Genomic DNA, 19,955 nt, shown 5'->3' on the forward strand with positions numbered 1-19,955 from the left:
CCCGGCCCATGCCCGCCGGGCCTGCCCGGTGAGCCTGAAGCCGGTGGGTCCTGGTCGCCGGCTCGCGGGGCCTTGTCCGGCGGCGGGGTGGTGAGCGCCCGCCCGGTACCCGGCCGCGACCGGCTGCCGGTGGCCGAGGCCGGTGAGACCCGGCCCCTGCCGACCGGGACCTGCCCGGTGCTGCCGAGGCCGGTGAGCCCGGATCGCACCCGATCACGACCTGCCGTGGCTGCCGCAGCCGGTGCCCCCGGTGCCTCGCCGCGCCCTGTCCGGTGGCGGCGGCAGGGCGCCGAACCCTCCCGTGCCCGGCTGCGACCGCCTGCCCGGGAGGTCGCCGAAGCCGGTGAGCCCGGGCGGCGGCACCGGGCCGCGACCTGTCCGGTGGTCGTTCGGGTGCCGTGGGCCCGGGCGTACCCGCCGCAACCACTTGTCAGGGGGGCACAGCGGCCGGCGAGCCCTGGCCGCCGGGACCCGTCCGGTGGCCAGGGCAGACGCCGGGCCGGGGCGGTCACCCGGCCGTGGCCGTCCTCTCCGGTGACCACGGATGCCGGCGGGCTCGGGTGGTACCCAGCCCGGTGTCCAGCCGCGCCTGCCCGGTGGTCGCCAAGACCGGCACGCCTCCGCTGTGCCCGGGCGCGGCCAACTGCCGGGCACGGCCGCTGCAGCCGGTGAACCCTGGCCGACGCCTCGCCGCGCCCTGTCCGGTGGCCGCCGGGGCCGGCGTGCCCCGGCCGTGCCCGGCCGCGATCACCTGTCCGGTGCCGCCGAAGCCGGTGATCCCTGGCCCGGCATCCGTTCGCACGGCACTCTCCGGGCTGCCGCACCGGCCCGCGGCACCCGGTGGCCGGCGTCTTTCCGGGGCCCGGCCCCGGCACCGGCCATCCCCTCCGACGCCGCCCGGTTCCTCCGGCGCCTCCGGCCCCCGGCGACGCGCACCGCCGGCCCGGGCCCGATCGCCGCCGGTCCCGCCCCTGGGCCCCGGCCCCGGGCGCCTCAGCCGTCCGCCCGGCCGGTCGTCACGGCGGCCAGCGCGGCTGCCGGGTCGCGGTCGGGCGGACCCGCCGGCACCCAGTCACCGGCCTCCCGGGCGTACGGCCACCAGCGGCCCTCCCGGTCCACCCGCAGCTGAGCGCCGGCCCCCGGTATCGTCCAGCGTCCCGGCCCGGCGGCCCGCAGCGGGGGCCGCTCGTCCGGCTCCCAGGCCCCGGCCAGCCGGTCCGCCGCCCGGGCCAGCGCCTCGGGCCCCGGGCCGTCGCGGCCCTCCAGCACGGCGAGCGCGGGCTCTCCGCCCAGCCGCCAGGCCCGTACCGCGCGCGCCAGCTCCGCCGGACGCCGTCCGCTGCCGGCCGCCAGCCGGGCCCACGCCCCGGGCACCTGCTCCGCCGCCGCGGCCAGCCGCACCGCGTCCCGTACCGGCTCCGGCGGAGTCTGCGGCGCACGATCGACATGGCCGGGCGCCAGGGCGTCGGCGAGCAGCCGGTGGGCGCGCGCCGCCGCGTCCGCCGCCAGCGCCTCCAGCACGGCCGGGTCCACCCCGGGCGGCGGCGCGGCTCCGGTGCCGAGCGCCGGCGGTTCCCCCGGCGCGTCGGGCAGCGCGGACGGCTCCGGCAGCTCCGGCAGGGTCGTCCGTACGGCGAACGCCTCGTCGGCCCGCACCCCCTCCGGACCGCCGTCCCCGGCCGCCACTCCTCTGTCCCGGGACTCCGCCCGGGCCGCGCTCCGCTCCCGCAGCGCGCCGAGCAGCCGGCGCTCTCCCCGGCCGCGCATCAGCAGCAGCGTGAACGGGTCCTCGTCGAGCAGCCGGGCCATCTGATAACTGAGCGCCGCCGTGTGCGGGCAGTGGTCCCACGCCTCGCACGAACAGGACGGCTCCAGGTCCCCGATGCCCGGCAACAGGTCGGCGCCCACCGCCGCCGCGTCCTCCACCAGATGGGGAGGAACCTCCCGCTCCAGCAGCGCCGCGACATGACCGGCGCGGTCCGCGGCCAGCCCGAGGAACCGTTCCCACGCCTCGTCCGGCAGCTCCCGCCACACCACGTCGGCACGGTGCGCGGTGCCGTCACGGTCCCGGACCACGGCGGTGATCCGGCCCGGCCGTACCACCACCGCCCCGACCGCGCCCGCCCGGGCACGCGCCCGGCCCAGCCGGAGCTGCTCGCCGTCGAGCGCGCTCTCCTCCAGCGCCTTCAGCCAGGCGCGGCCCCACCAGGTCACCGCGAAGCCGCGCCCCCGCGCGGGCGGCAGCGCCGCGAAGACGCGCTCCTCCGTCCCCGGTCCGTCCGTGCTCCGGCTCATCGCCGGCCCCCTTCCGTGTCGTGCCCGCCCGGCCCAACGGCCGGCCGCAGTTCCACCAGCCGCGCCAGATCGGCGTCGGACAGCTCGGTCAGCGCGGGCTCCCCGGCGGCGAGCACCGCGTCCGCCAGCTCCTTCTTGCGCTCCAGCAGCCCGGCGATCCGGTCCTCGACCGTGCCCTCCGCGATCAGCCGGTGCACCTGCACCGGCCGGGTCTGCCCGATGCGGTACGCCCGGTCGGTGGCCTGCGCCTCCACCGCCGGGTTCCACCAGCGGTCGTAGTGCACCACATGGCTCGCCCGGGTCAGGTTGAGCCCGGTCCCCGCGGCCTTGAGCGACAGCAGGAAGACCGGCACCTCACCCGCCTGGAAGCCGGCCACCATCGCCTCCCGCTCGGCGACCGGGGTGGAGCCGTGCAGCAGCCGGGTGCGCACCCCGCGCCCGGCCAGATGCCGTTCGAGAAGCCGCGCCATGGCGACGTACTGGGTGAACACCAGCACCCCGGCGTCCTCGGCCAGGACGGTGTCGAGCAACTCGTCGAGGAGCGCCAGCTTGCCGGAGCGGCCGGCGATCCGGGGCTCGTGCTCCTTGAGGTACTGGGCGGGATGGTTGCAGATCTGCTTCAGCGAGGTGAGCAGCCGCAGCACCAGTCCGCGCCGCTCCATGCCGTCCGCCGCCGCGACGGCGGCCAGGGTCTCCCGTACCACCGCCTCGTACAGCCCGGCCTGTTCGGCGGTGAGCGACACCACCCGGTCGGTCTCGGTCTTCGGCGGCAGCTCGGGCGCGATGCCCGGGTCGGACTTCCGCCGCCGCAGCAGGAACGGCCGGACCAGCGCGGCCAGTCGCCCGGCCGCCACCGGATCGCCGCCCTCCACGGCGCGCGCGTAGCGGTCGCGGAAGGTGCCCAGCCGGCCCAGCAGCCCCGGGGTCGTCCAGTCGAGGATCGCCCAGAGCTCGGAGAGGTTGTTCTCGACCGGCGTCCCGGTCAGCGCCACCCGGGCCCGGGCGCCGATCGTCCGCAGCGCCCGGGCGGTGGCCGCGTACGGGTTCTTGATGTGCTGGGCCTCGTCCGCGACCACCAGGCCCCAGTCCGTCCCGGCGAGCCGGGCCGCGTCCCGCCGCATGGTGCCGTACGTCGTCAGGACGACGGCGCCCGCCGGGAGTTCGGCCGGTTCCCGGGCGGGGCCGTGGAAGCGCCGCACCGGGGTCCCGGGCGCGAACCGCTCCACCTCCCGCTGCCAGTTGCCCAGCAGGGACGCCGGACAGACGACCAGCGTCGGACCCGCCGTCCCGGGGGACCCGTTGCGGTGCAGATGCAGGGCGATCAGGGTGATCGTCTTGCCCAACCCCATGTCGTCCGCGAGACAGGCCCCCAGGCCCAGCGAGGTCATCCGGTGCAGCCAGTCCAGCCCCCGCAACTGGCAGTCGCGCAGGGTGGCGTCGAGCCCGTCCGGCGCCCCGATCGCCCGTGGTCCGGCCTCGGGGTCGGCCAGCCGGTCGCGGAGTGCCCGCAGCCGTCCGGTGGCCTCCACCGGCACCTGCTCCCCGCCGGCCTCGGTGGTCCCGGTGAGCACGGCGCCCAGTGCCTCGACCGGTGCCATCCGGCGGTCCCGGCGCTCCCGGGCGCGCCGCACCGCCCCGGGGTCGACCAGCACCCACCGGTCATGGAGCCGGACCAGCGGCCGTCCCGCCTCCGCCAGCCGCTCCAGCTCGGCCCGGGTCAGCTCCTCCCCGCCGACGGCGAACCGCCAGTCGAAGGCGAGCAGCCCGCCGGGGGAGAGCGATCCGCCCGACCCGCCCGACCCGGCAGGCCGGCCGGGCGCCCCGGCGGACCGGTTCCCGGGGCCGTCCTCCGCCGGACCGACCACCACCCGCGCGGTGAGCGGCCGGGCCAGACCTCGGGGCCAGTGGACCGTCACCCCGTGGGCCGCCAGCGCCTGTCCGGCCGGGCCCAGCAGCTCCGCCACCTCCTCCTCGACCAGGTCGACGGCGTCCGGCACGGCGGCGGAGAGCAGCGGGGCGAGCGGCTCCCAGACACGGGCCGCCCGGCGCAGGGCGAGCAGCGCGTCCGTCCGGGCGCGGGGCCCGAAACGCTCGTCCACCGTCCCCGACCACACCCCGGCCGCGTCCGCCACCAGCGCCGGATCGGCCACCCCGTGCAACTGGAGCACCGCCCGGAAGCGCGGCCGTACGGTGCCGTCCGCCGACACCTCCGCCGCGCCCTCCGTCTCTGCCGCCTCCGCCGTGCCCGTCTCCGCCGCGCCCGCCGCCTCCGCCTCCGCCGCCTCCGTCGCCTGGTCGAGCCCTGTCACCTCCACCCGCAGCGAGAGCCGCACCCCGGCGTCATGACCGGCCGCCACCTCGGCCGCCCACTCCCGCTGTTCCGGGGACAGCAGCCGCGGCCCGACCGCCGCGAAGACCGATCCGCCCGCCAGCAGCGGGGCGGCCGGCGGCCGGGCCAGATCGTCGGCGACGGCGTCCAGGAAGGCCCGCAGCAGTGGTCCGGCGGCCGGCAGCAACGGGGTGCCGTCCGGCGCGGCGCCGACCGGTACGGCCCGGGCCTCCGGCGGCATCGCCCCGGCGAGGGCGCGCACCCGCTCCAGGTCCCCGGGCGCCGGCGGGCCCGTCCGCCAGGCGTCGTGGCCGTCGGGGCTCGCCCCGGGCAGCAGCCGCCCGCGCGCCACCAGCGCCAGCGCCAGCAGGGCCGCCGCGCCCCAGAAGGCCGCCGCGGGGGAGACGTCCGGGAGGAGCCGGAGCCGGGTGAGGAGCGGCAGCGCCTCGCCCGGCGGCAGCGCCCGCCCCCGGACCTCGCGGAGCCGGCCGTCCGGACCGGCGACCGAGAGCTCCACGAGCGGCCCGTCCGGGGTGCGGCCGTCCGGGAACACGACTGCCTGCGCGGCCTTCCCGGCGCCCTCCGCGGTCTCCTCGCCGGCGGCGTCCTCGGCGAGGAAGACGACGCGCCCGGTCCTGGCCGGATCGCCGGGCAGGAAGAACACCGGGCGGCGGGCCGCCGCGACAAGGCCGTGGGGCGGCCGCTCCCGGTGGACGGCGAGCCGGGTGACCGGGCCCGTGTCACCGGCGCCGTCGAAGGCGGTGGGGCGGGGCGGCGGGGGTGAGTGGGGAGAAGGGCTGGGCACGGCGCTGATGCACTCCTCAAATTTGACTAGCGAGCGGAGCCGCCGATCATACGGGATACGGCGCCCGCACGAAGGCGCCCGGCGAGTGTTCTCCGTCACGCCTGCCGGCCGGGCTCGGTTCCCGCAGCCTCGGCTCGCGCGCGCCGGGTCCCGGTCGCCGGGGGAAAACCCCCGCCCTCCCCTCGGGGCACCCCCAGCCGGTATGGGGGTGCTGATCCCATGGTTCGGACCAGGCCCGGGTCCGTACGTTCAAGAAGTCGGCGCGCGGCCGAGCGCCCGGACTCCTTCATCCGCCGTCCCCCCGTCCACCAGGAGAGATGCCATGTCCCGGGCCACCCCTGCCCCGCTCGCCGCGCGCGGCCGTCCGCCGGTCCCGTCCGGCGGCTCGACGGCGCCACCCGCCCGGCCGCCCTCGCCGCGCACCCGGCCCCCCGAGGACGGCCCCCGCGCGCGGCGGCCCGGCAGCGAATTCGCGCCGCTGCTGCGCGCCGTCCGGGAGCAGGGCCTCCTCGGCCGGCGCACCGGCTGGTACGCCGCCGGGATCACGGCCAACCTCCTCGGCATCACCGCCCTCTGCGCCGCCCTGGTGATGTCCGGGCCCTCCTGGTGGTCCATGGCACTGGCCGGGCCACTGGCGGTGCTCTCCGCTCGCGCGGCGTTCCACGGACACGACGCCGGCCACGCCCAGATCGGTGCCGGGCGGCGAGGGGACCGCGCCGTGCAGCTGATCCACGCCAATCTGCTGCTCGGCATGAGCCGGGAGTGGTGGAACGACAAGCACAACCGCCACCACGCCAATCCGAACCATGAGCACAAGGACCCGGACGTGGCGCCCGACGTCCTGGTCTTCGCCGCCCACCAGGCGGCCGGCCGCACCGGATTCCGCGGCTGGCTCACCCGTCACCAGGCGGGGCTCTTCCTGCCGCTGGCCACCCTTGAGGCACTCGCCCTCAAGATGTACGGGATCCGGGCGCCGCTCTCCCCGGCCGCCCCCTTCCGGAGCCGGCGGGCACGTGTCCTCGAAGGCGCCCTGATCCTGGCCCACCTCGTGGGCTGCGCGACCCTGCTGCTGACCGCCCTGACTCCGGGACAGGCGCTCGTCTTCGCCCTGCTCCACCAGGGCCTGCTCGGACTCCAGCTGTCCCTGGCCTTCGCGCCGAACCACAAGGGCATGGCGGTGCCCGACCCGGAGGGCGAGCCCTGGGGGCATCTGCGCCGCCAGGTGCTCACCTCGCGGAACATACGCGGTGGCGTGCTCACCGACTGGTTCCTGGGCGGGCTGAACCACCAGATCGAGCACCATCTGTTCCCCGGTATGCCGCGCCCCCATCTGCGGCTGGCGCGGCCCCTGGTCCGGGCCCACTGCCGATCGCTGTCCCTCCCCTACACGGAGACCGGGCTCCTCGACTCCTACCGCCAGGCACTGGGACATCTGCACACGGTGGGCGAGCCGCTGCGGACCGGCTGACCGGAGCCTCCGGCGGCCGGTCCGGGCGCCCGGACCCGGGCACCGGTTTCCGGCACCCCCGGGCCGGGCAGCCGGTCCCAGGTCCGGCACACGTCTGAGGAGCGGGTCCCCGGGGTACCCGGCGGACCCGCCCAGGAACAGGAGAGACGATGGACAAGCGGCTGGAAAGCGCCGGCGAGGACGGCCCCGGCATCCCGAGGGACATGCCCGACGAACAGGCCGGCGGCGCGGACGAGCACTGGGACGGTGATCTGGCCGGCGCGGCGGGCGAGGACGAGCCGGAGGAGCGCCGCCCGGCCGCCGACGCCGATCCCGAGCGTACGGAGGAGGACGAGGAGAGCGCCGGTCCCGAGGGCGCCGGATCGCCCGAGCCCACCGCCTGACCGGGCTCCGCCCCGGTCGGCCACCTCGCCCCGGTCGGCCTGGTCGGCTTGGCCGGTGGCGGGGCTGCGGAATCTCCGCCCGCGCCCCCGCCCGGAGCGCCGTCCTCGGGGCCGCGGGCGGGATCAGGACTGTCACGCCGGGACGGGGGCCGTGCGCCAGGACCGGTGGCCGGGCGTCCGGCCGGCCGGACGCCCCGTAACCGGAAGCCCGGACACCGGTTCACCGCCAGGACAGCCGGCGGAAGGGGAGACCGGAAAGCGGCAGAGAGACCGGGGAGGAGACGGGGAGAGGAGACTGGCAAACGGGGAGAGGAGACCGGCAAGGGGGCGCCCCGAGGCGCCGGCCGGCGCCGGCTCCACCGCGATCGGAGACCCGCCAAGACGGACCACCCCGGAGGGCACCGGCCGGCGCGAGCCTCCCCGCCGCTCAGGCGGGACGGGCCGCGATCGCGTCCAGCGCCTCCAGCAGGACGGCGAGCCCGGGCCCCCGTCCGGCCGGGAGCACGCCCCGGGGCTCCTCGTCGAGCAGGATGAACGCCATGTCGTCGGTGCGCGCCACCAGCGACCACCCCGGGCCGTCGACCCTCAGGGTCCGGGCGTTCCCGGGCGCGAAACCCGATCGGATCCGGCCGGGCGGGGGAGCGTCCGTCAGGTAGGCCCGGGCCGCCTCCAGGACCCGCCGCACCCCCGGGTGGCCGCCGGTCCCGCTTCCGGGCCCCCGCCGAGTCACTCCGGTGCCCCCGGCTTCCTCCGCACTCCCGGTGTCTTCGGCGTCCTCCGTATCCCCGGTGTCTTCGGCGCCCCCCATGCCCGCAGGGCCCGCGGGGCCCCCGGCATCCCCGACGCCTGCCTGCTCGCGCCAGGACGACCACCCCGTCTCCACCTGGTCCGCCCCCATCCGGCGTTGGGCCGGGCCCCAGGCCGACACGTCCGGCGGGCGGAGCGGCGGCGGATCGCCCGGCAGCGGCTCCGGGTCGTGCGGTTCCGGCACCCCCGGCGCCGCCACGGTCAGTTCGAGCGGCCACCCGGGCAGGGCGGTGACCACGCTGCGGTCGTCGGGGGAGAGGTCGTGCGCCATCCCGCAGTCCCAGGCGGCGATGGCTCCGGCGACCAGCGACACGTCGTCCACGGCGACCGTCCACCGGGCGCCGTTCCCGTCCTGTCCCAGCACCAGGCCATAGCCGTCGGCACGCGGCTCCAGCCCCAGCAGCGCACAGACCTCCGGAAAGTCGTCGCCCAGCACGGCGGGGAACCGCGCGGGCGTCAGCAGCAGGGCCGTCAGGACGAACAGCGAGTCCCCGGCGTCGTCCGCGCCGCCCGCCGCCCGGGCACCGGTGTCACCCGCCCGCCCCTCGTCCACGGCGCCGCCCCCGCCGTCCGGGGCGGCCCCGGGCGCCCCGTCCGCCGTCCTCCGGTCTTCCGCCACCGCACCCTCCCGCGCCACCCGCCCGGACCGCTCGTCGGCGCACCCTAACCAGCCGGTAACCCGCCCGTCGAGAGTCCGGAGGGATCGGAGAGGGGTCCGTTCCCCGGAGCGGGCGTCCGTGTCCGCCCCGGTCGTCCCGGTCACTCCAGTCGTACGGCGGTCAGGCGGCGGGCAGGCCCAGCAGCCCGCGCGCCACGGCCCCGGGAGACTCGTCCCGCTCCCGGGCCAGGGCGAGCACCGCCCGGCAGGCCAGTTCGCTCACCCCGAAGGACAGCGCCTCGGGCGAGACCCAGCCGGCCGCCTCGTCGATCCGCTCCTGATCGTCCTCGGCACGGGCGGCGACATACTCCGCCGCGGCGTCGAAGATGTTGTGCCCCCGCCCCCCGGCACTCCGCTCCCGGTCCGCCGTGCCGGCCGGCCGGGGTTGCCTCAGCCAGGTACGCAGTCGGTTCCACACCGTCTCCCGCCTTCCTCTCCGGGGCCGCCGCCACGGCCGTGCCCGGCGCCGGCCATGGAGTCTCGACCTTCACCGTAGGGTGAGAGAACCGCCGGCAGAAGGGGGCCGGACGCGGAACGGCCCGCACCCGTGGCGGTGTGTCCTCGGCGGCCGGCCGGCGGAGGAGGAGCGCGGCCCTCGTGGGGGACTGGGTCAGTCCGGGCGGACGGCCAGGACGAGAAAGCGGCTGTCCTCGTCGGCGTACGAGATCATCCGCCAGCCGGCGTCCGCCAGCAGCGGCCGGAGGTTCGGCTCGGCCCGCAGGTCGTCGGGGGTGATCCGGCGTCCCTGCCGGGCGGCGAGGGCGGCCCGGCCGATCGGATGGAAGAGCGCCAGCCGGCCGCCCGGCCGTACCGCCCGGGCCAGTTCCCGCAGGTCGTGGGCCGGTCGCGGCAGGTGCGCGAGCAGACCGGCGGCGAAGACCGCGTCCAGCGCGCCGTCCCGTACCGGCAGCCGGGAGACGTCGCCGATCAGCAGCGTCCCGCAGTGGTGCCGTCCGGCCCGTACGGCCTCGGCCGGCATCTCCGGCGTCAGATCCAGACCGAGCACCCGGCCCCCGGGGCCGACCGCCGCCCGCAGGGCCGGCAGCGCCCGGCCGGTTCCGCACCCCGCGTCGAGCACCGTGTCGCCCCGGCGCGGGCCCAGCGCCGCGACCCCGGCGGCGAAGGCCGGCCCGTCGTCCGGGAAGCGGGCGTCCCACCCGGCCGCCCGGACACCGAAGAAGGCACGGACCCGGGCCCGCGCCGACCGGACGTCCGGCACCGGACCGGAGGACCCGCCCCCGGGCACCCCTCCGGGCCCGGGGCCCGGCTCGGGCGCCCGCCCGTGAGCCGGGTCATGGGTGTGGCGGGAAGGGAACGGGTCGGCGGCCATGGGGACAGGATGCCCGGTCGGACCCGGTCAGCGGCGCCGGGGGAGGCGTACCACGCTCACGAAGAAGTCGTCGATCTGGCGCACCGCGGCGATGAACTGGTCCAGGTCGACGGGCTTGGTCACATAGGCGTTGGCGTGCAGCTTGTAGCTGCGCAGGATGTCCTCCTCGGCCGAGGAGGTGGTCAGCACCACCACCGGGATCATCGCCAGCTCCTCGCTGGACTTGATCCGCTCCAGCACCTGCCGGCCGTCGTACTTCGGCAGGTTCAGGTCGAGCAGGATCAGATCCGGCCGGGGGGCGTCGGCGTGGGCGCCCTGCCGGAAGAGGAAGTCGAGCGCCTCCTGCCCGTCCCTGACCACGTGCAGGGTGTTCTGGATCTTGTTGTCCTCGAACGCCTCCCGGGTCATCAGCTCGTCGCCGGGATCGTCCTCCACCAGGAGGACCTCGATCGGTTCCACGGGGCTGCTCATCAGAAACTCCAGAGTGCGGGGGTAGCGGGCTACGCGTCGGCCGGAACGGCGCCGGCGGTGGCGTCACCGGCCTGGTCCTGGGCGGCGGGCAGGGTGAAGCGCACGATCGTGCCGCCGTCCGGCGGGCTCTCCAAACCGATGTGGCCGCCGTGGTGCTCGACGATCTTGCGGCAGAGCGCGAGACCGATGCCGGTCCCCTCGTACTCCTCCCGGCTGTGCAGCCGCTGGAAGATCACGAACACCTTGTCGGCGAACTCGGGGGCGATGCCGATGCCATTGTCCCGGACGGTGAAGGACCACTCCGCCCCGGTCCGCTCGCAGCCGATGGTGATCTCGCACGGCCGGTCCTTGGACCGGAACTTGATCGCGTTGCCGACCAGGTTCTGCCAGACCATGGTCAGCAGGGTCGGGTCGCAGGTCAGGGTGGGCATCTCCGCCGGGCGGCCGATCTTCGCACCGGTCTCCTGCACCGCCGTGGCCAGGTTCCGCAGCGCCCGGTCCACCGTGGTGTCCAGCTCCACCGAGGCCCGCTCCTGGTCCAGCCGTCCGACCCGGGAGAAGGTGAGCAGGTCGTTGATGAGCACCTGCATCCGCTTGGCGCCGTCGACCGCGAAGTCGATGTACTGCTTGCCGCGCGCGTCCAGTTGTTCGCCGTACCGCTTCTCCAGGAGCTGGCAGAACGAGGCGACCTTGCGCAGCGGCTCCTGGAGGTCGTGCGAGGCCACATACGCGAACTGCTCCAGCTCGCTGTTGGACCGCCGCAGCTCCGCCGCCTGCGCCTCCAGCTCGTCGGTCTGCCTGCTCAGCAGCTCCTCGCGGGCGCGGGTGGCCCGCAGCTCCTCGACCACCCGGCGGCGCATCGCCTCCACCGTGCGTCCGACCGCCCGGATGTCCGAGGGGCCGTCGGCCGGGATCCGCTCGTCGAAGGAGCCCGACCGCACCCGGTCCGACGCCGCCCGCAACCGGTTCAGCGGGCGCCCGACCATCCGGTGCACCAGCATCGTCAGCAGCACGGCGGCCGCCAGGATCGCCCCCAGCACGACGGAGAGGGCCACGTCCCGCTGGGTGCGGGCGTCCGAGTACTCGGTCCGGGCCTGGTCGCGGGCCGCCTCGGTGTCGCGCACCTGCCGGTCGAACAGTACCCGCAGCTCGTCGAACGCCTGCTTGCTGGCGTTCAGCCGGGTGACCACACCGGAGGTGCCGCCGCTCCGCACCGCCTTGATGAACGGCTCCGCGTACCCGGCCCGCCATCGGTCGGCCGCCTCGTCGATCGCCTCGGCGTCCCGTATCAGCCGCGGATAGCCGGCGACCAGCTCGTCGAGTTCGGCCCGTCGCTCGCGCTCGTTCCGCAGTCCCCGCCGGTACGGCTCCAGGAACTCCTCGCGCCGGGTGAGCGCGTAGCCGCGTACCCCGGTCTCCTGGTCGACGATGGCCTTCTGAATTTGGTACGAGACGGAGCGGGCCGGCTGGATCTCGTCCACCAGCTGGTTCATCCGGTCCTGGGTGCGTCCGAGCATGGACGCGCCGACGGCGGCGGCGACCACGACCACCACCACGAGCAGACCCAGCACCACATGGAACCAGCCCTGCACCGTCAGCCGGCCCCGGGCCGGACCCTTCTCCTCGTCGGCCGGCCGTTCACCGGGCATGCTCACGATTCCTGTTCACCGTTCCAGTTGAGATGGATGACCGCGATGTCGTCGGAGAGGCCGCCGAACGGCGCGGCACCGGCCGCGACCTCGTCCACCATCCGGTCCACGAATTCCTGGCCGGGCAGCCCGGCGTGATTCCTGGCGATCTCCAGCAGCCCCTCCTCGCCGAGCCGGCGGCCGGGCCCCACCCGCCCCTCGAAGAGGCCGTCGGTGAAGGCGACGACGCTGGTGTCCGGCATGATCGGCAGCTCGGTCTCGGGCCACCGGGCCACCCCGGGGAGAAAGCCGAGCGCCATGCCCCCCGGCGGGTCGTACCAGGTCACCCGCCCGTCGTCGCGCGAGTGGAGCAGCAACCCGGGGTGTCCGGCTCGCACCACCCGCACCGAGGAGCGGTCCGGGGCGAAGACGCAGCTGGTCAGAGTGGCGAAGAGATGATCCCCGCCGCGCTCCGCCACCAGGATCTCCTCCAGCAGCCGCAGCTGGTCGGCACCGGTTCGCCCGCTGAGCACCGCGGCCCGCCACGCGACCCGCAGGCACACCCCGAGCGCGGCCTCGGCCGGCCCGTGCCCGGACACGTCCCCGATCACGGCGTGCACGGCACCGTCCTCGGTCTGCACGACGTCGTAGAAGTCACCGCCCAGGATGCCGTGGGCCCGGCCCGGCTCGTACCGCGCCACCACCGAGAAGCCCGGCCGCCGCAGCAGCGGGACGGGCAGCAGGCCGCGTTCGAGCCGGGCGTTCTCCTGGGCCCGCAGCCGGCTCGCCTTCAGGGCGTCATTGGCCTGCTGGACCTGCTTGCGCTGGAGCGCGTACCGCACCGCCCGGGAGAGCCCCTCGGCGGTGAGCTGGCCCTTCGACAGATAGTCCTGGGCGCCCTCGGCGACCGCGGCCAGTCCGGACCGGGACTCCGCGAGCCCGGTGAGCACCACGATCGCGGCGTCCGGCGCGCAGGTGAGGGCGCGCCGCACCGCCACGAGTCCCTGGGCGTCCGGAAGATGCAGGTCCAGCAGGACACAGACACCCTGCGACCGGTTCCGCAGCAGCGCCTCGGCCTCGGTCAGCGTCTTGCACCAGGTCAGCTCGGCGTTGAGATCACTGTCCGCGAGCACTTCCTCGAAGAGGAGCGCGTCGCCCGCGTCGTCCTCGACCAGCAGGATCGAGACGTCGTGCCCCCATATGGAAGAGACGGTCGTCGGCTCCGGCAGCATCGCGCGGTCTCCCGCGGTCAACTCCACCCCAGCCTCCCATCGCGTCCAACGGCACCTGGTGTGCAGCGCCACGTAAGGATACTGCCAAGAGACTGTGACCCGACCGGCGCACAGTGATCACACCTTCGCGCAGGTGGGAGGCGCCCCGGGCCCGGGGAAGCGGCGGCCCGGCCGGTGGCCCGGGCCCCGGTGCGCGGCAGCCGAACAGCGGCGGCCCGGCCCCCCGGCGGCCGTGTCCTCCGGCTTCGGAGCCGGGCGGTCGGGCCGGGCGGCCGGCCCCGGGAGGGCGCGTCCCACGGCTGGAGTATCCGACTCGTGTCGAATGATCAGGTTATCGAGTGATGTGTCTAGGTTTGCGGCTGTAGCAGTTCCCCCCACCAACTCGGGAGACAGAACCATGCGTCAGTTCAGCCGCACCTGGGCCGCCGGCATCACCTCGGCCGCCGTTCTCGCCGGCTCGATCGGAGCGGGCCTCGCGGTCGCCTCCCCGGCGCCCACCCTGCCGAAGCCCGTGTCCACCCAGGCCGCCCCGGCCTCGGTCTCCGCCAAGAGCGTGCGGGCCTGGCAGCAGTTCCGCATCCGTGGCGCCGCCAAGCAGCTGCGCCCGGGCAGCAAGGTGACGCTCCAGCAGAAGCAGGGGAAGCGGTGGGTCTCGCTGCCCGCCTCCATGAACACGACGCGCAAGTCGACCTACAACCTGCGGGTGGTGCTCGGCCTCAAGGGGCAGAACAAGCTCCGTCTGGTCTCCGGCGAGCGGGTGGTTTCCCCCGTCTTCGACGTCTGGGTGCGCTGACCCCCGGGTCGCGCGACCGCGCCGTACGGCATAAGGTGCCCCGCCCCGCCGGAGCCGGTGACCGCTCCCGGCGCCCGGCGGCTCGCCGGACCGCTCGCCCCGGTCCGGCACACCCGGCGCCCGGCCGCCCCCCCCCGTGAGGCACGCGTACGACCCCCGTACGACCCCCTCGCGACGCCCGCACGACACCCCCGGGTGTGCGCCGCCGTCCGCACGGCGGCGCACACCGCTGTCCGGGGGGCGTTCACGGGGGTGCACGGGCCGGCCGGCGCGCACCGGACCGTGCATCGCCCGGCGCCGTGCCCGGCCCGGAACGCTTGCCCTGCTCACGACAGTGCGCGAGGCTGGCTGACTGACGGGGGCGACGGGGAAACCATGGAGGGGGAGGACCGCATGGCACCGGACAAAGGGCTCGACTGGCTGCTGGACGACCTGACCACGCGCGTCGAGCACATAAGCCACGCCCTGGTGCTGTCGAGCGACGGCCTGGTGACCGGAGCGAGCTCCGGACTGGCCCGGGAGGACGCGGAGCACCTCGCGGCGGTCTCGTCCGGCCTGCACAGCCTGGCCCGGGGCGCCGGGCGGCACTTCCGCGCGGGCCGGCCCCGCCAGACGATGGTGGAGTTCGACGGGGCCATGCTGTTCGTCACCGCCGCCGGCGAGGGCAGCTGCCTCTGCGTCCTGAGCGCGGCGGAGGCGGACGTCGGCCAGGTCGCCTACGAGATGACCCTGCTCGTCAACCGGGTCGGCGAGCACCTCGCGGTGGCGATCCGGCAGCCGATGACCGACGCGCTCAGCGACCGCTGACACCCGCCCGCCGGCCCGTCCGTGTGCGGCCGGGCCGCGTGGCGTGCACCATGGCCGCATGCTGCTGGCCCGACTCGCGGAAGTCTCCCACCAGGTGGCCGCCACCTCGGCCCGGTCGCGCAAGACCGCCGCGCTCGCCGAGCTGTTCGCGGCGGCCACGCCGGACGAGGCTCCACTGGTCATCGCCTACCTCGCGGGGCGGCTGCCGCAGGGGCGGATCGGGATCGGCTGGAGCACCCTCTCCGAGGAGGTCCCGCCGGCCGCGACGGCCACCCTGACCGTCCGCGGTACGGACGAGGCCCTCACCGCGCTCGCCGGGGTGGCGGGCCCGGGATCCCAGGGAGAGCGCCGCCGGCTGGTGCGGGAGCTGATGGCCGCGGCGACCGCGCCCGAACAGCGGTTCCTGGTCAGACTGCTCACCGGGGAGGTCCGCCAGGGCGCCCTGGACGCGGTGGCGCTGGAGGGCGTCGCCCTGGCCGCCGCCGCGCCCGCCGCCGACGTCCGGCGGGCCGTGATGCTGGAGGGCTCACTGCCCCGGGTGGCCCGGGCGCTGCTCGCCGAGGGCCCCGCGGCCCTGGAACGCTTCACCCTCCGGGTGGGCAGCCCGGTGCAGCCGATGCTCGCCCATACGGCCCGGAGCGTGGCGGAGGCGGTCGCCGCGGTGGGCCCCTGCGTGGTGGAGGAGAAGCTGGACGGCATCCGGGTGCAGGTGCACCGGGCCGGCGACACGCTCCGGGTCTACACCCGCTCCCTGGACGACATCACCGGCCGGCTCCCCGAGGTGGTGGCCGCCGCCCGCGACCTCCCCGGCGACCGGTTCGTCCTGGACGGCGAGGTGATCGCCTTCGACCGGGCGGGCCGGCCGGCGCCGTTCCAGGAGATCGCCTCCCGGGTGGGCTCCCGTACCGATGTGGCGACCGCGGCGGCGGCCCTGCCCGTCTCGGCGGTCTTCTTCGACCTCCTGGCCGCCGGCGGTGAGACGCTGCTCGACCGGCCCGGCCACGAGCGGCACGCGGCGCTCGCCCGGCTGGTCCCGGAGCCCCTGCGGGTGCGCCGTACCGTGGTCGCCGAGCCGGACCGGCCCGAGCTGGTGGCGGAGGCGGAGCGGTTCTTCGCCGACACCCTGGCGCGCGGCCACGAGGGCGTCCTGGTGAAGGCGCTCGACGCCCCGTACAGCGCGGGACGGCGCGGCCGGTCCTGGCTCAAGGTGAAGCCGGTGCACACCCTCGACCTGGTCGTCCTGGCCGCCGAGTGGGGTCATGGCCGCCGCACCGGCACCCTCTCCAACCTGCATCTGGGCGCCCGGGCGGCGGACGGCTCGTTCGTGATGCTCGGCAAGACCTTCAAGGGCCTCACCGACGCCATGCTCCAGTGGCAGACCGAACGGCTGCGGGAGCTGGCCGTGTCGGACGACGGCTTCACCGTACGGGTGCGGCCCGAGCTGGTGGTGGAGATCGCGTACGACGGGCTGCAGCGGTCCACGCGCTACCCGGGCGGCCTCGCGCTGCGCTTCGCCCGGGTGCTGCGCCACCGCCCGGACAAGCCCGCCGCCGAGGCCGACACCATCGAGCGGGTACGGGAGTCCGGCCCCGCCGCTTCCTCCGGACCCGCCTCCGCCGGGCCCGCCGGGGGCGACGCCGGCCCGGCCGGCCCGGACCCCGCCGGCCCCGGCCCCGGAACCGGACCCGTGCCGGACTGAGGCGCGGGCGACGGTACGGTTCCCGGCTCAGTCCTGGGTGGTGTGGCGGTGTCGCGCCCACATGGGCAGCAGGAACCAGCAGATCAGGTACCAGGCCAGGACCCCGCCCACCAGCCAGGGCACGAAGTGGTCATGGGTGGCCACCCGCAGCACCAGGAAGAGCGCGGAGACCATGGTGGCCAGGAGCAGCACGAGGCCGGTGAACATCAGCCGGGAGGCCCACACCACGGCCTGCGGCTTGATCCGCCGGCCGGAGACGATCCGGTGGAAGGAGACCGGCCCTATCAGCGCGCCCGTGGCGGTCGCACCCAGGGCCACCGTGGCGATGTAGACGTTCCGGTCGATGTCCGACAGGTCCCCGAAGGACGGGGTGAAGACGACGGTGAGCAGAAAGCCGAAGAGGATCTGTACACCGGTCTGGGCGACCCGGATCTCCTGGATCAGTTCGGTCCAGCGCCGGTCGGCCCGCTCCTCGGCCGTCTCGTTCCGTCCTCGCTCCACCGGCCCGTCGTGCTCCCGACCGGACTTCCCCGGTCTGTCCGCCTCCGAACGCGCGTTCTCGCGGTCCTGTCCCAGCATGCGGCCCTCCCACCACTTCCGCCATCCTTCTCCGCCCCTGCCGTGTAACCCCAAAGGCCCCGCTCAACCGGGCGGGAGTCGCACGAGTGTGCGGGACTCGTGGTGCGAGGCACCCGGCACCGACCGGCGCGCCGCACCACGAGTCCCGGGAGTCCCGCATCGAAGGGCGGTCCCGGGGAACGCGGCGCACAGATCAACGGGCCGTCCGTCCGGGACACCGGTCCACGGACGGAACAGCACGGTCCACGGACGGAACGCACGGTCCACGGACGGAACGGCACAGTCCGTGAACAGAACGGAGCACCGCATGTCCCACCGTCCCGACACCCCGGCCTGGAGGAGGGCGGCATGACCCGCGCAGCGGTCTTCGACGTGGACGGCACTCTCGCCGACACCAACCACCTCCATGTGACCGCCTGGTGGGAGGCGTTCCGCCAGGCGGGTCACGAGGTGCCCATGCACGCCATCCACCGGGCCGTCGGCCTGGGCTCGACGGATCTGGTGGCGCATCTGCTCGGCACGGACCGTGATCCGGACCGGGACGAGGCCATCAGCGCCGCCCACAAGACGCTCTACGCCACGTACTTCGACCGGCTGCCCGCCTTCCGGGACGCCGGACGGCTGCTGCGCGCCCTGGCCGGCGACGGCTGGTCCGTCGTCCTCGCCACCTCGGCCGGGGGCTCGGAGCTGGCCGCGCTGCGCCGGGCGATCGACGCGGACGACGCCATCGGCGGCACCGCGAGCGCCGACGACGTGGCGGCGGGCAAACCGGCACCGGAACCGGTTCACCGGGCTCTGGAGATCGCCGGGGCGCGGCCGGAGAACGCCGTGTTCGTCGGGGACACGGTGTGGGACATGCGGGCGGGGTCCCGAGCCGGTGTCACCTGTGTGGGGCTGCTCTGCGGCGGCATCCCCCGGGCCGATCTGACGGCGGCGGGGGCCTCCGTGGTGTACGACGACCCCGCCGACCTGCTGGCACGCCTGGACGGCAGCCCGCTCGGCCGTTCCGCGGGCGCCTCCGGGCATTGAGCCCGAAGCGGCAGGACCGCCTGCCTCCGCGCGGGCGGTCCGGCCCGCCCACCGACAGACCGCCGTCCTGACGCGCGGGCAGGCCTCCGGCCACCCTTCCGCACCCCGGCCTTCCCGCCCGGCACCGGGCCTCCGCCCCGGGAGGGCGGTGCCGGCGGACGTGATTGGGGGCCGGACGGCGAGGTATTCGTGGCAGTACGGGTCAACCGGACCCAGCGAGGAGTGGAGCGACGTGGAGAACAAGGCAACGACCGATCGCGTCTCGGAGTGCGATGTCACCGTGCAGCTCAGCGAGTGCGGACGCGAGGAGGCGAGGGCCGTCTTCGGCGCGCTGGAGCAGGTCTTCAGTGCGTGTGACTCCGGTGCGCCCGGCCCGGAGCACGGCGACGCTCCGGAGCCGACCGTGTGGACGGCGACGTTCGACAGCACCTCGGCCCGGTCCGGGGAGCCCACCGGACGCCCGCGCCTCGGCGGCGAGGTGGCCGCCCTGCTGACCGGCGGTCAGCAGGCCGTGGACGCGGTGGAGCAGGCGCTCGCCCGGGTGTTCGACGTGCGTTCCTCGGAAGACGTGGCCGGCGAGCACGAGAAGGAGACCCGGCTGCTGCTGGCCGGCGCCTAGGCGCGGACCGTCCGGAGCGCCCCGTCGTGGAGGTGGGACGGGGCGCTCCGGGCTGCTCCGATACGCCGAAGCGCAGTGTTTCGGCCAAATTCCGGCCTGTTTCCCGACGTCCGGCGGGCATCGGTCCGCCGGGTAAACGGGAGGGAAAAGAGACCCCAGGGGAACCGCCCGGCCGCGGTCGGAGTGCTTCCGCCGGCCGACGGCACCGGATCCTCCGGGGACGGGACGGTGAACCCGGGCGGAACGGCGCCGGGAAGAATGACATCCGGACGACCACCCCGACAACAGCTGACAACAACAGGGAACAGCGCACGGTAAAGAGGCCGTCCGGTGAAAAACCGGCGGGCCGAGCCGGCGGAACGCCCGCTTCGGGCCCCTCCCGGTTCCCGTCGCGCAATACCGCCACCGGCCGCGCTGTCAATTCCTCATCGCGCCGGGCGCCTCCCGCCCGGGACCGGTGTCGAATGCGATTTCTTTCGCCCGTACGGTCCGCGCCCCCATGTTGCGCCGCATCATCTCCAGCGCGGCGTCGGCCAGCGAGCCGTCGATGTGGGCCACCGCGTCGGTCGGCACCGTGACGGACAGATGCCGGATGTGGGCGTCCAGGGCCGAGTACAGCACGCACTGTTCGGTCACCTGACCGCACAGCACCACCTGGTCCACTCCGAGCTGCCGCAGGAGATACGCGAGTGGTGTCTCGTAGAAGATCGAGTGCCGGGCCTTCACCACGAACAGCGAGGAGCCGTCCGGCCGGATCGGCTCCACCAGGTCCGCGTGCGGCCCGTCGAGCGCCGCGTCCACCAGCTCACCGTGGTGGGAGCGCCACTCCCCGAAGTTGTCGTTCACGTAGATGACCGGGACCCGGCACTCCCGCGCCCGGTGCAGCAGCTCCACCAGCACGGGAAGCGCCTCGCGCACGGACGGCAGGAGCCGCTCCGCGTCCGGGTGATCATAGGTGTTGACCATGTCGATCACGATCACGGCGGTCTTCCCGCGCCGGACCACCCGGTCGTCGCTCACGGG

17 protein-coding genes are annotated in these 19,955 nt (G+C 75.6%); 7 read left to right on the forward strand and 10 right to left on the reverse strand.

Annotation, left to right across the window (positions count from 1 at the left end; translation table 11 throughout):
* Positions 1-993: 993 nt before the first annotated feature.
* Positions 994-2,295 (reverse strand): SWF or SNF family helicase, encoded by a 1,302-nt coding sequence (locus NX801_RS04270; RefSeq protein WP_258785546.1) that lies wholly within the window; start codon positions 2,293-2,295, stop codon positions 994-996.
* Positions 2,292-5,288: a DEAD/DEAH box helicase gene (locus NX801_RS04275; protein ID WP_258785662.1), complete on the reverse strand. Its 2,997-nt coding sequence runs from the start codon at positions 5,286-5,288 to the stop codon at positions 2,292-2,294. The genes NX801_RS04270 and NX801_RS04275 overlap by 4 nt, the downstream gene beginning before the upstream one ends.
* Positions 5,289-5,751: 463 nt before the next feature.
* On the opposite strand from NX801_RS04275, the gene NX801_RS04280 reads away from it, so the two are divergent.
* Together NX801_RS04280 and NX801_RS04285 are read left to right on the forward strand one after the other, a co-directional pair.
* Positions 5,752-6,897 carry an acyl-CoA desaturase gene (locus NX801_RS04280; RefSeq protein WP_258785547.1) on the forward strand — a complete coding sequence of 382 codons (1,146 nt, stop codon included), beginning with the start codon at positions 5,752-5,754 and terminating at the stop codon, positions 6,895-6,897.
* 149 nt (positions 6,898-7,046) lie between these two features.
* Positions 7,047-7,280 carry a hypothetical protein gene (locus NX801_RS04285; RefSeq protein ID WP_258785548.1) on the forward strand — a complete coding sequence of 78 codons (234 nt, stop codon included), beginning with the start codon at positions 7,047-7,049 and terminating at the stop codon, positions 7,278-7,280.
* A 427-nt stretch (positions 7,281-7,707) separates the two neighbouring features.
* Here the strand turns inward: NX801_RS04285 and NX801_RS04290 are convergent, their stop codons facing one another.
* The 6 genes from NX801_RS04290 to NX801_RS04315 all read right to left on the reverse strand — a co-directional run bounded on the left by NX801_RS04290 (position 7,708) and on the right by NX801_RS04315 (position 13,406).
* Complete coding sequence (locus NX801_RS04290; RefSeq protein WP_428986062.1) at positions 7,708-8,640, reverse strand: hypothetical protein; 933 nt, start codon at positions 8,638-8,640, stop codon at positions 7,708-7,710.
* Positions 8,641-8,866: 226 nt separating this feature from the next.
* Positions 8,867-9,139, reverse strand: coding sequence for a hypothetical protein (locus NX801_RS04295; protein WP_258785664.1), 273 nt, complete (start codon positions 9,137-9,139; stop codon positions 8,867-8,869).
* 216 nt (positions 9,140-9,355) lie between these two features.
* Positions 9,356-9,964, reverse strand: coding sequence for a methyltransferase domain-containing protein (locus tag NX801_RS04300; RefSeq protein WP_258785549.1), 609 nt, complete (start codon positions 9,962-9,964; stop codon positions 9,356-9,358).
* Between the two features lie 138 nt (positions 9,965-10,102).
* Complete coding sequence (locus NX801_RS04305) at positions 10,103-10,546, reverse strand: response regulator (RefSeq protein ID WP_258785550.1); 444 nt, start codon at positions 10,544-10,546, stop codon at positions 10,103-10,105.
* A 29-nt stretch (positions 10,547-10,575) separates the two neighbouring features.
* On the reverse strand, positions 10,576-12,195 hold the full coding sequence (locus tag NX801_RS04310) for a sensor histidine kinase (protein ID WP_258785551.1): 1,620 nt from the start codon (positions 12,193-12,195) through the stop codon (positions 10,576-10,578).
* 2 nt (positions 12,196-12,197) lie between these two features.
* On the reverse strand, positions 12,198-13,406 hold the full coding sequence (locus tag NX801_RS04315) for a PP2C family protein-serine/threonine phosphatase (protein ID WP_258785665.1): 1,209 nt from the start codon (positions 13,404-13,406) through the stop codon (positions 12,198-12,200).
* A gap of 397 nt (positions 13,407-13,803) precedes the next feature.
* Here NX801_RS04315 and NX801_RS04320 point away from each other — a divergent pair, with 397 nt between their 5' ends.
* The 3 genes from NX801_RS04320 (at position 13,804) to NX801_RS04330 (ending at position 16,705) form a co-directional block, all read left to right on the forward strand.
* Positions 13,804-14,199, forward strand: a complete 396-nt coding sequence (locus NX801_RS04320) for a hypothetical protein (RefSeq protein ID WP_258785552.1) — start codon at positions 13,804-13,806, stop codon at positions 14,197-14,199.
* A gap of 393 nt (positions 14,200-14,592) precedes the next feature.
* Complete coding sequence (locus tag NX801_RS04325) at positions 14,593-15,006, forward strand: roadblock/LC7 domain-containing protein (RefSeq protein WP_258785553.1); 414 nt, start codon at positions 14,593-14,595, stop codon at positions 15,004-15,006.
* A 58-nt stretch (positions 15,007-15,064) separates the two neighbouring features.
* Positions 15,065-16,705: an ATP-dependent DNA ligase gene (locus NX801_RS04330; RefSeq protein WP_258785554.1), complete on the forward strand. Its 1,641-nt coding sequence runs from the start codon at positions 15,065-15,067 to the stop codon at positions 16,703-16,705.
* A gap of 27 nt (positions 16,706-16,732) precedes the next feature.
* Here the strand turns inward: NX801_RS04330 and NX801_RS04335 are convergent, their stop codons facing one another.
* Entirely contained in the window at positions 16,733-17,284 is a 552-nt protein-coding gene (locus NX801_RS04335; protein WP_258785555.1) for a DUF6328 family protein, read from the reverse strand.
* A 348-nt stretch (positions 17,285-17,632) separates the two neighbouring features.
* Here NX801_RS04335 and NX801_RS04340 point away from each other — a divergent pair, with 348 nt between their 5' ends.
* Both NX801_RS04340 and NX801_RS04345 read left to right on the forward strand, forming a co-directional pair.
* Entirely contained in the window at positions 17,633-18,313 is a 681-nt protein-coding gene (locus NX801_RS04340) for an HAD family hydrolase (protein WP_258785556.1), read from the forward strand.
* Positions 18,314-18,545: 232 nt separating this feature from the next.
* Positions 18,546-18,932, forward strand: coding sequence for a hypothetical protein (locus NX801_RS04345; RefSeq protein ID WP_258785557.1), 387 nt, complete (start codon positions 18,546-18,548; stop codon positions 18,930-18,932).
* Between the two features lie 417 nt (positions 18,933-19,349).
* On the opposite strand, the gene NX801_RS04350 is transcribed toward NX801_RS04345, so the two are convergent.
* Positions 19,350-19,952 (reverse strand): cysteine hydrolase family protein, encoded by a 603-nt coding sequence (locus NX801_RS04350; protein ID WP_309505779.1) that lies wholly within the window; start codon positions 19,950-19,952, stop codon positions 19,350-19,352.
* Positions 19,953-19,955 lie beyond the last annotated feature (3 nt).

It is taken from the genome of Streptomyces pyxinae (genome assembly GCF_024756275.1).
Classification (GTDB): domain Bacteria; phylum Actinomycetota; class Actinomycetes; order Streptomycetales; family Streptomycetaceae; genus Streptomyces; species Streptomyces pyxinae.

Excerpts from the sequence above, each read along its gene's own strand:
- NX801_RS04335 (WP_258785555.1), bottom strand. The coding sequence starts at position 17,284 with ATGCTGGGACAGGACCGCGAGAACGCGCGTTCGGAGGCGGACAGACCG.
- NX801_RS04340 (WP_258785556.1), top strand. The coding sequence starts at position 17,633 with ATGACCCGCGCAGCGGTCTTCGACGTGGACGGCACTCTCGCCGACACC.
- NX801_RS04315 (WP_258785665.1), bottom strand. The coding sequence starts at position 13,406 with ATGCTGCCGGAGCCGACGACCGTCTCTTCCATATGGGGGCACGACGTC.
- NX801_RS04310 (WP_258785551.1), bottom strand. The coding sequence starts at position 12,195 with ATGCCCGGTGAACGGCCGGCCGACGAGGAGAAGGGTCCGGCCCGGGGC.
- NX801_RS04325 (WP_258785553.1), top strand. The coding sequence starts at position 14,593 with ATGGCACCGGACAAAGGGCTCGACTGGCTGCTGGACGACCTGACCACG.
- NX801_RS04285 (WP_258785548.1), top strand. The coding sequence starts at position 7,047 with ATGGACAAGCGGCTGGAAAGCGCCGGCGAGGACGGCCCCGGCATCCCG.
- NX801_RS04320 (WP_258785552.1), top strand. The coding sequence starts at position 13,804 with ATGCGTCAGTTCAGCCGCACCTGGGCCGCCGGCATCACCTCGGCCGCC.
- NX801_RS04280 (WP_258785547.1), top strand. The coding sequence starts at position 5,752 with ATGTCCCGGGCCACCCCTGCCCCGCTCGCCGCGCGCGGCCGTCCGCCG.
- NX801_RS04330 (WP_258785554.1), top strand. The coding sequence starts at position 15,065 with ATGCTGCTGGCCCGACTCGCGGAAGTCTCCCACCAGGTGGCCGCCACC.
- NX801_RS04305 (WP_258785550.1), bottom strand. The coding sequence starts at position 10,546 with ATGAGCAGCCCCGTGGAACCGATCGAGGTCCTCCTGGTGGAGGACGAT.
- NX801_RS04270 (WP_258785546.1), bottom strand. The coding sequence starts at position 2,295 with ATGAGCCGGAGCACGGACGGACCGGGGACGGAGGAGCGCGTCTTCGCG.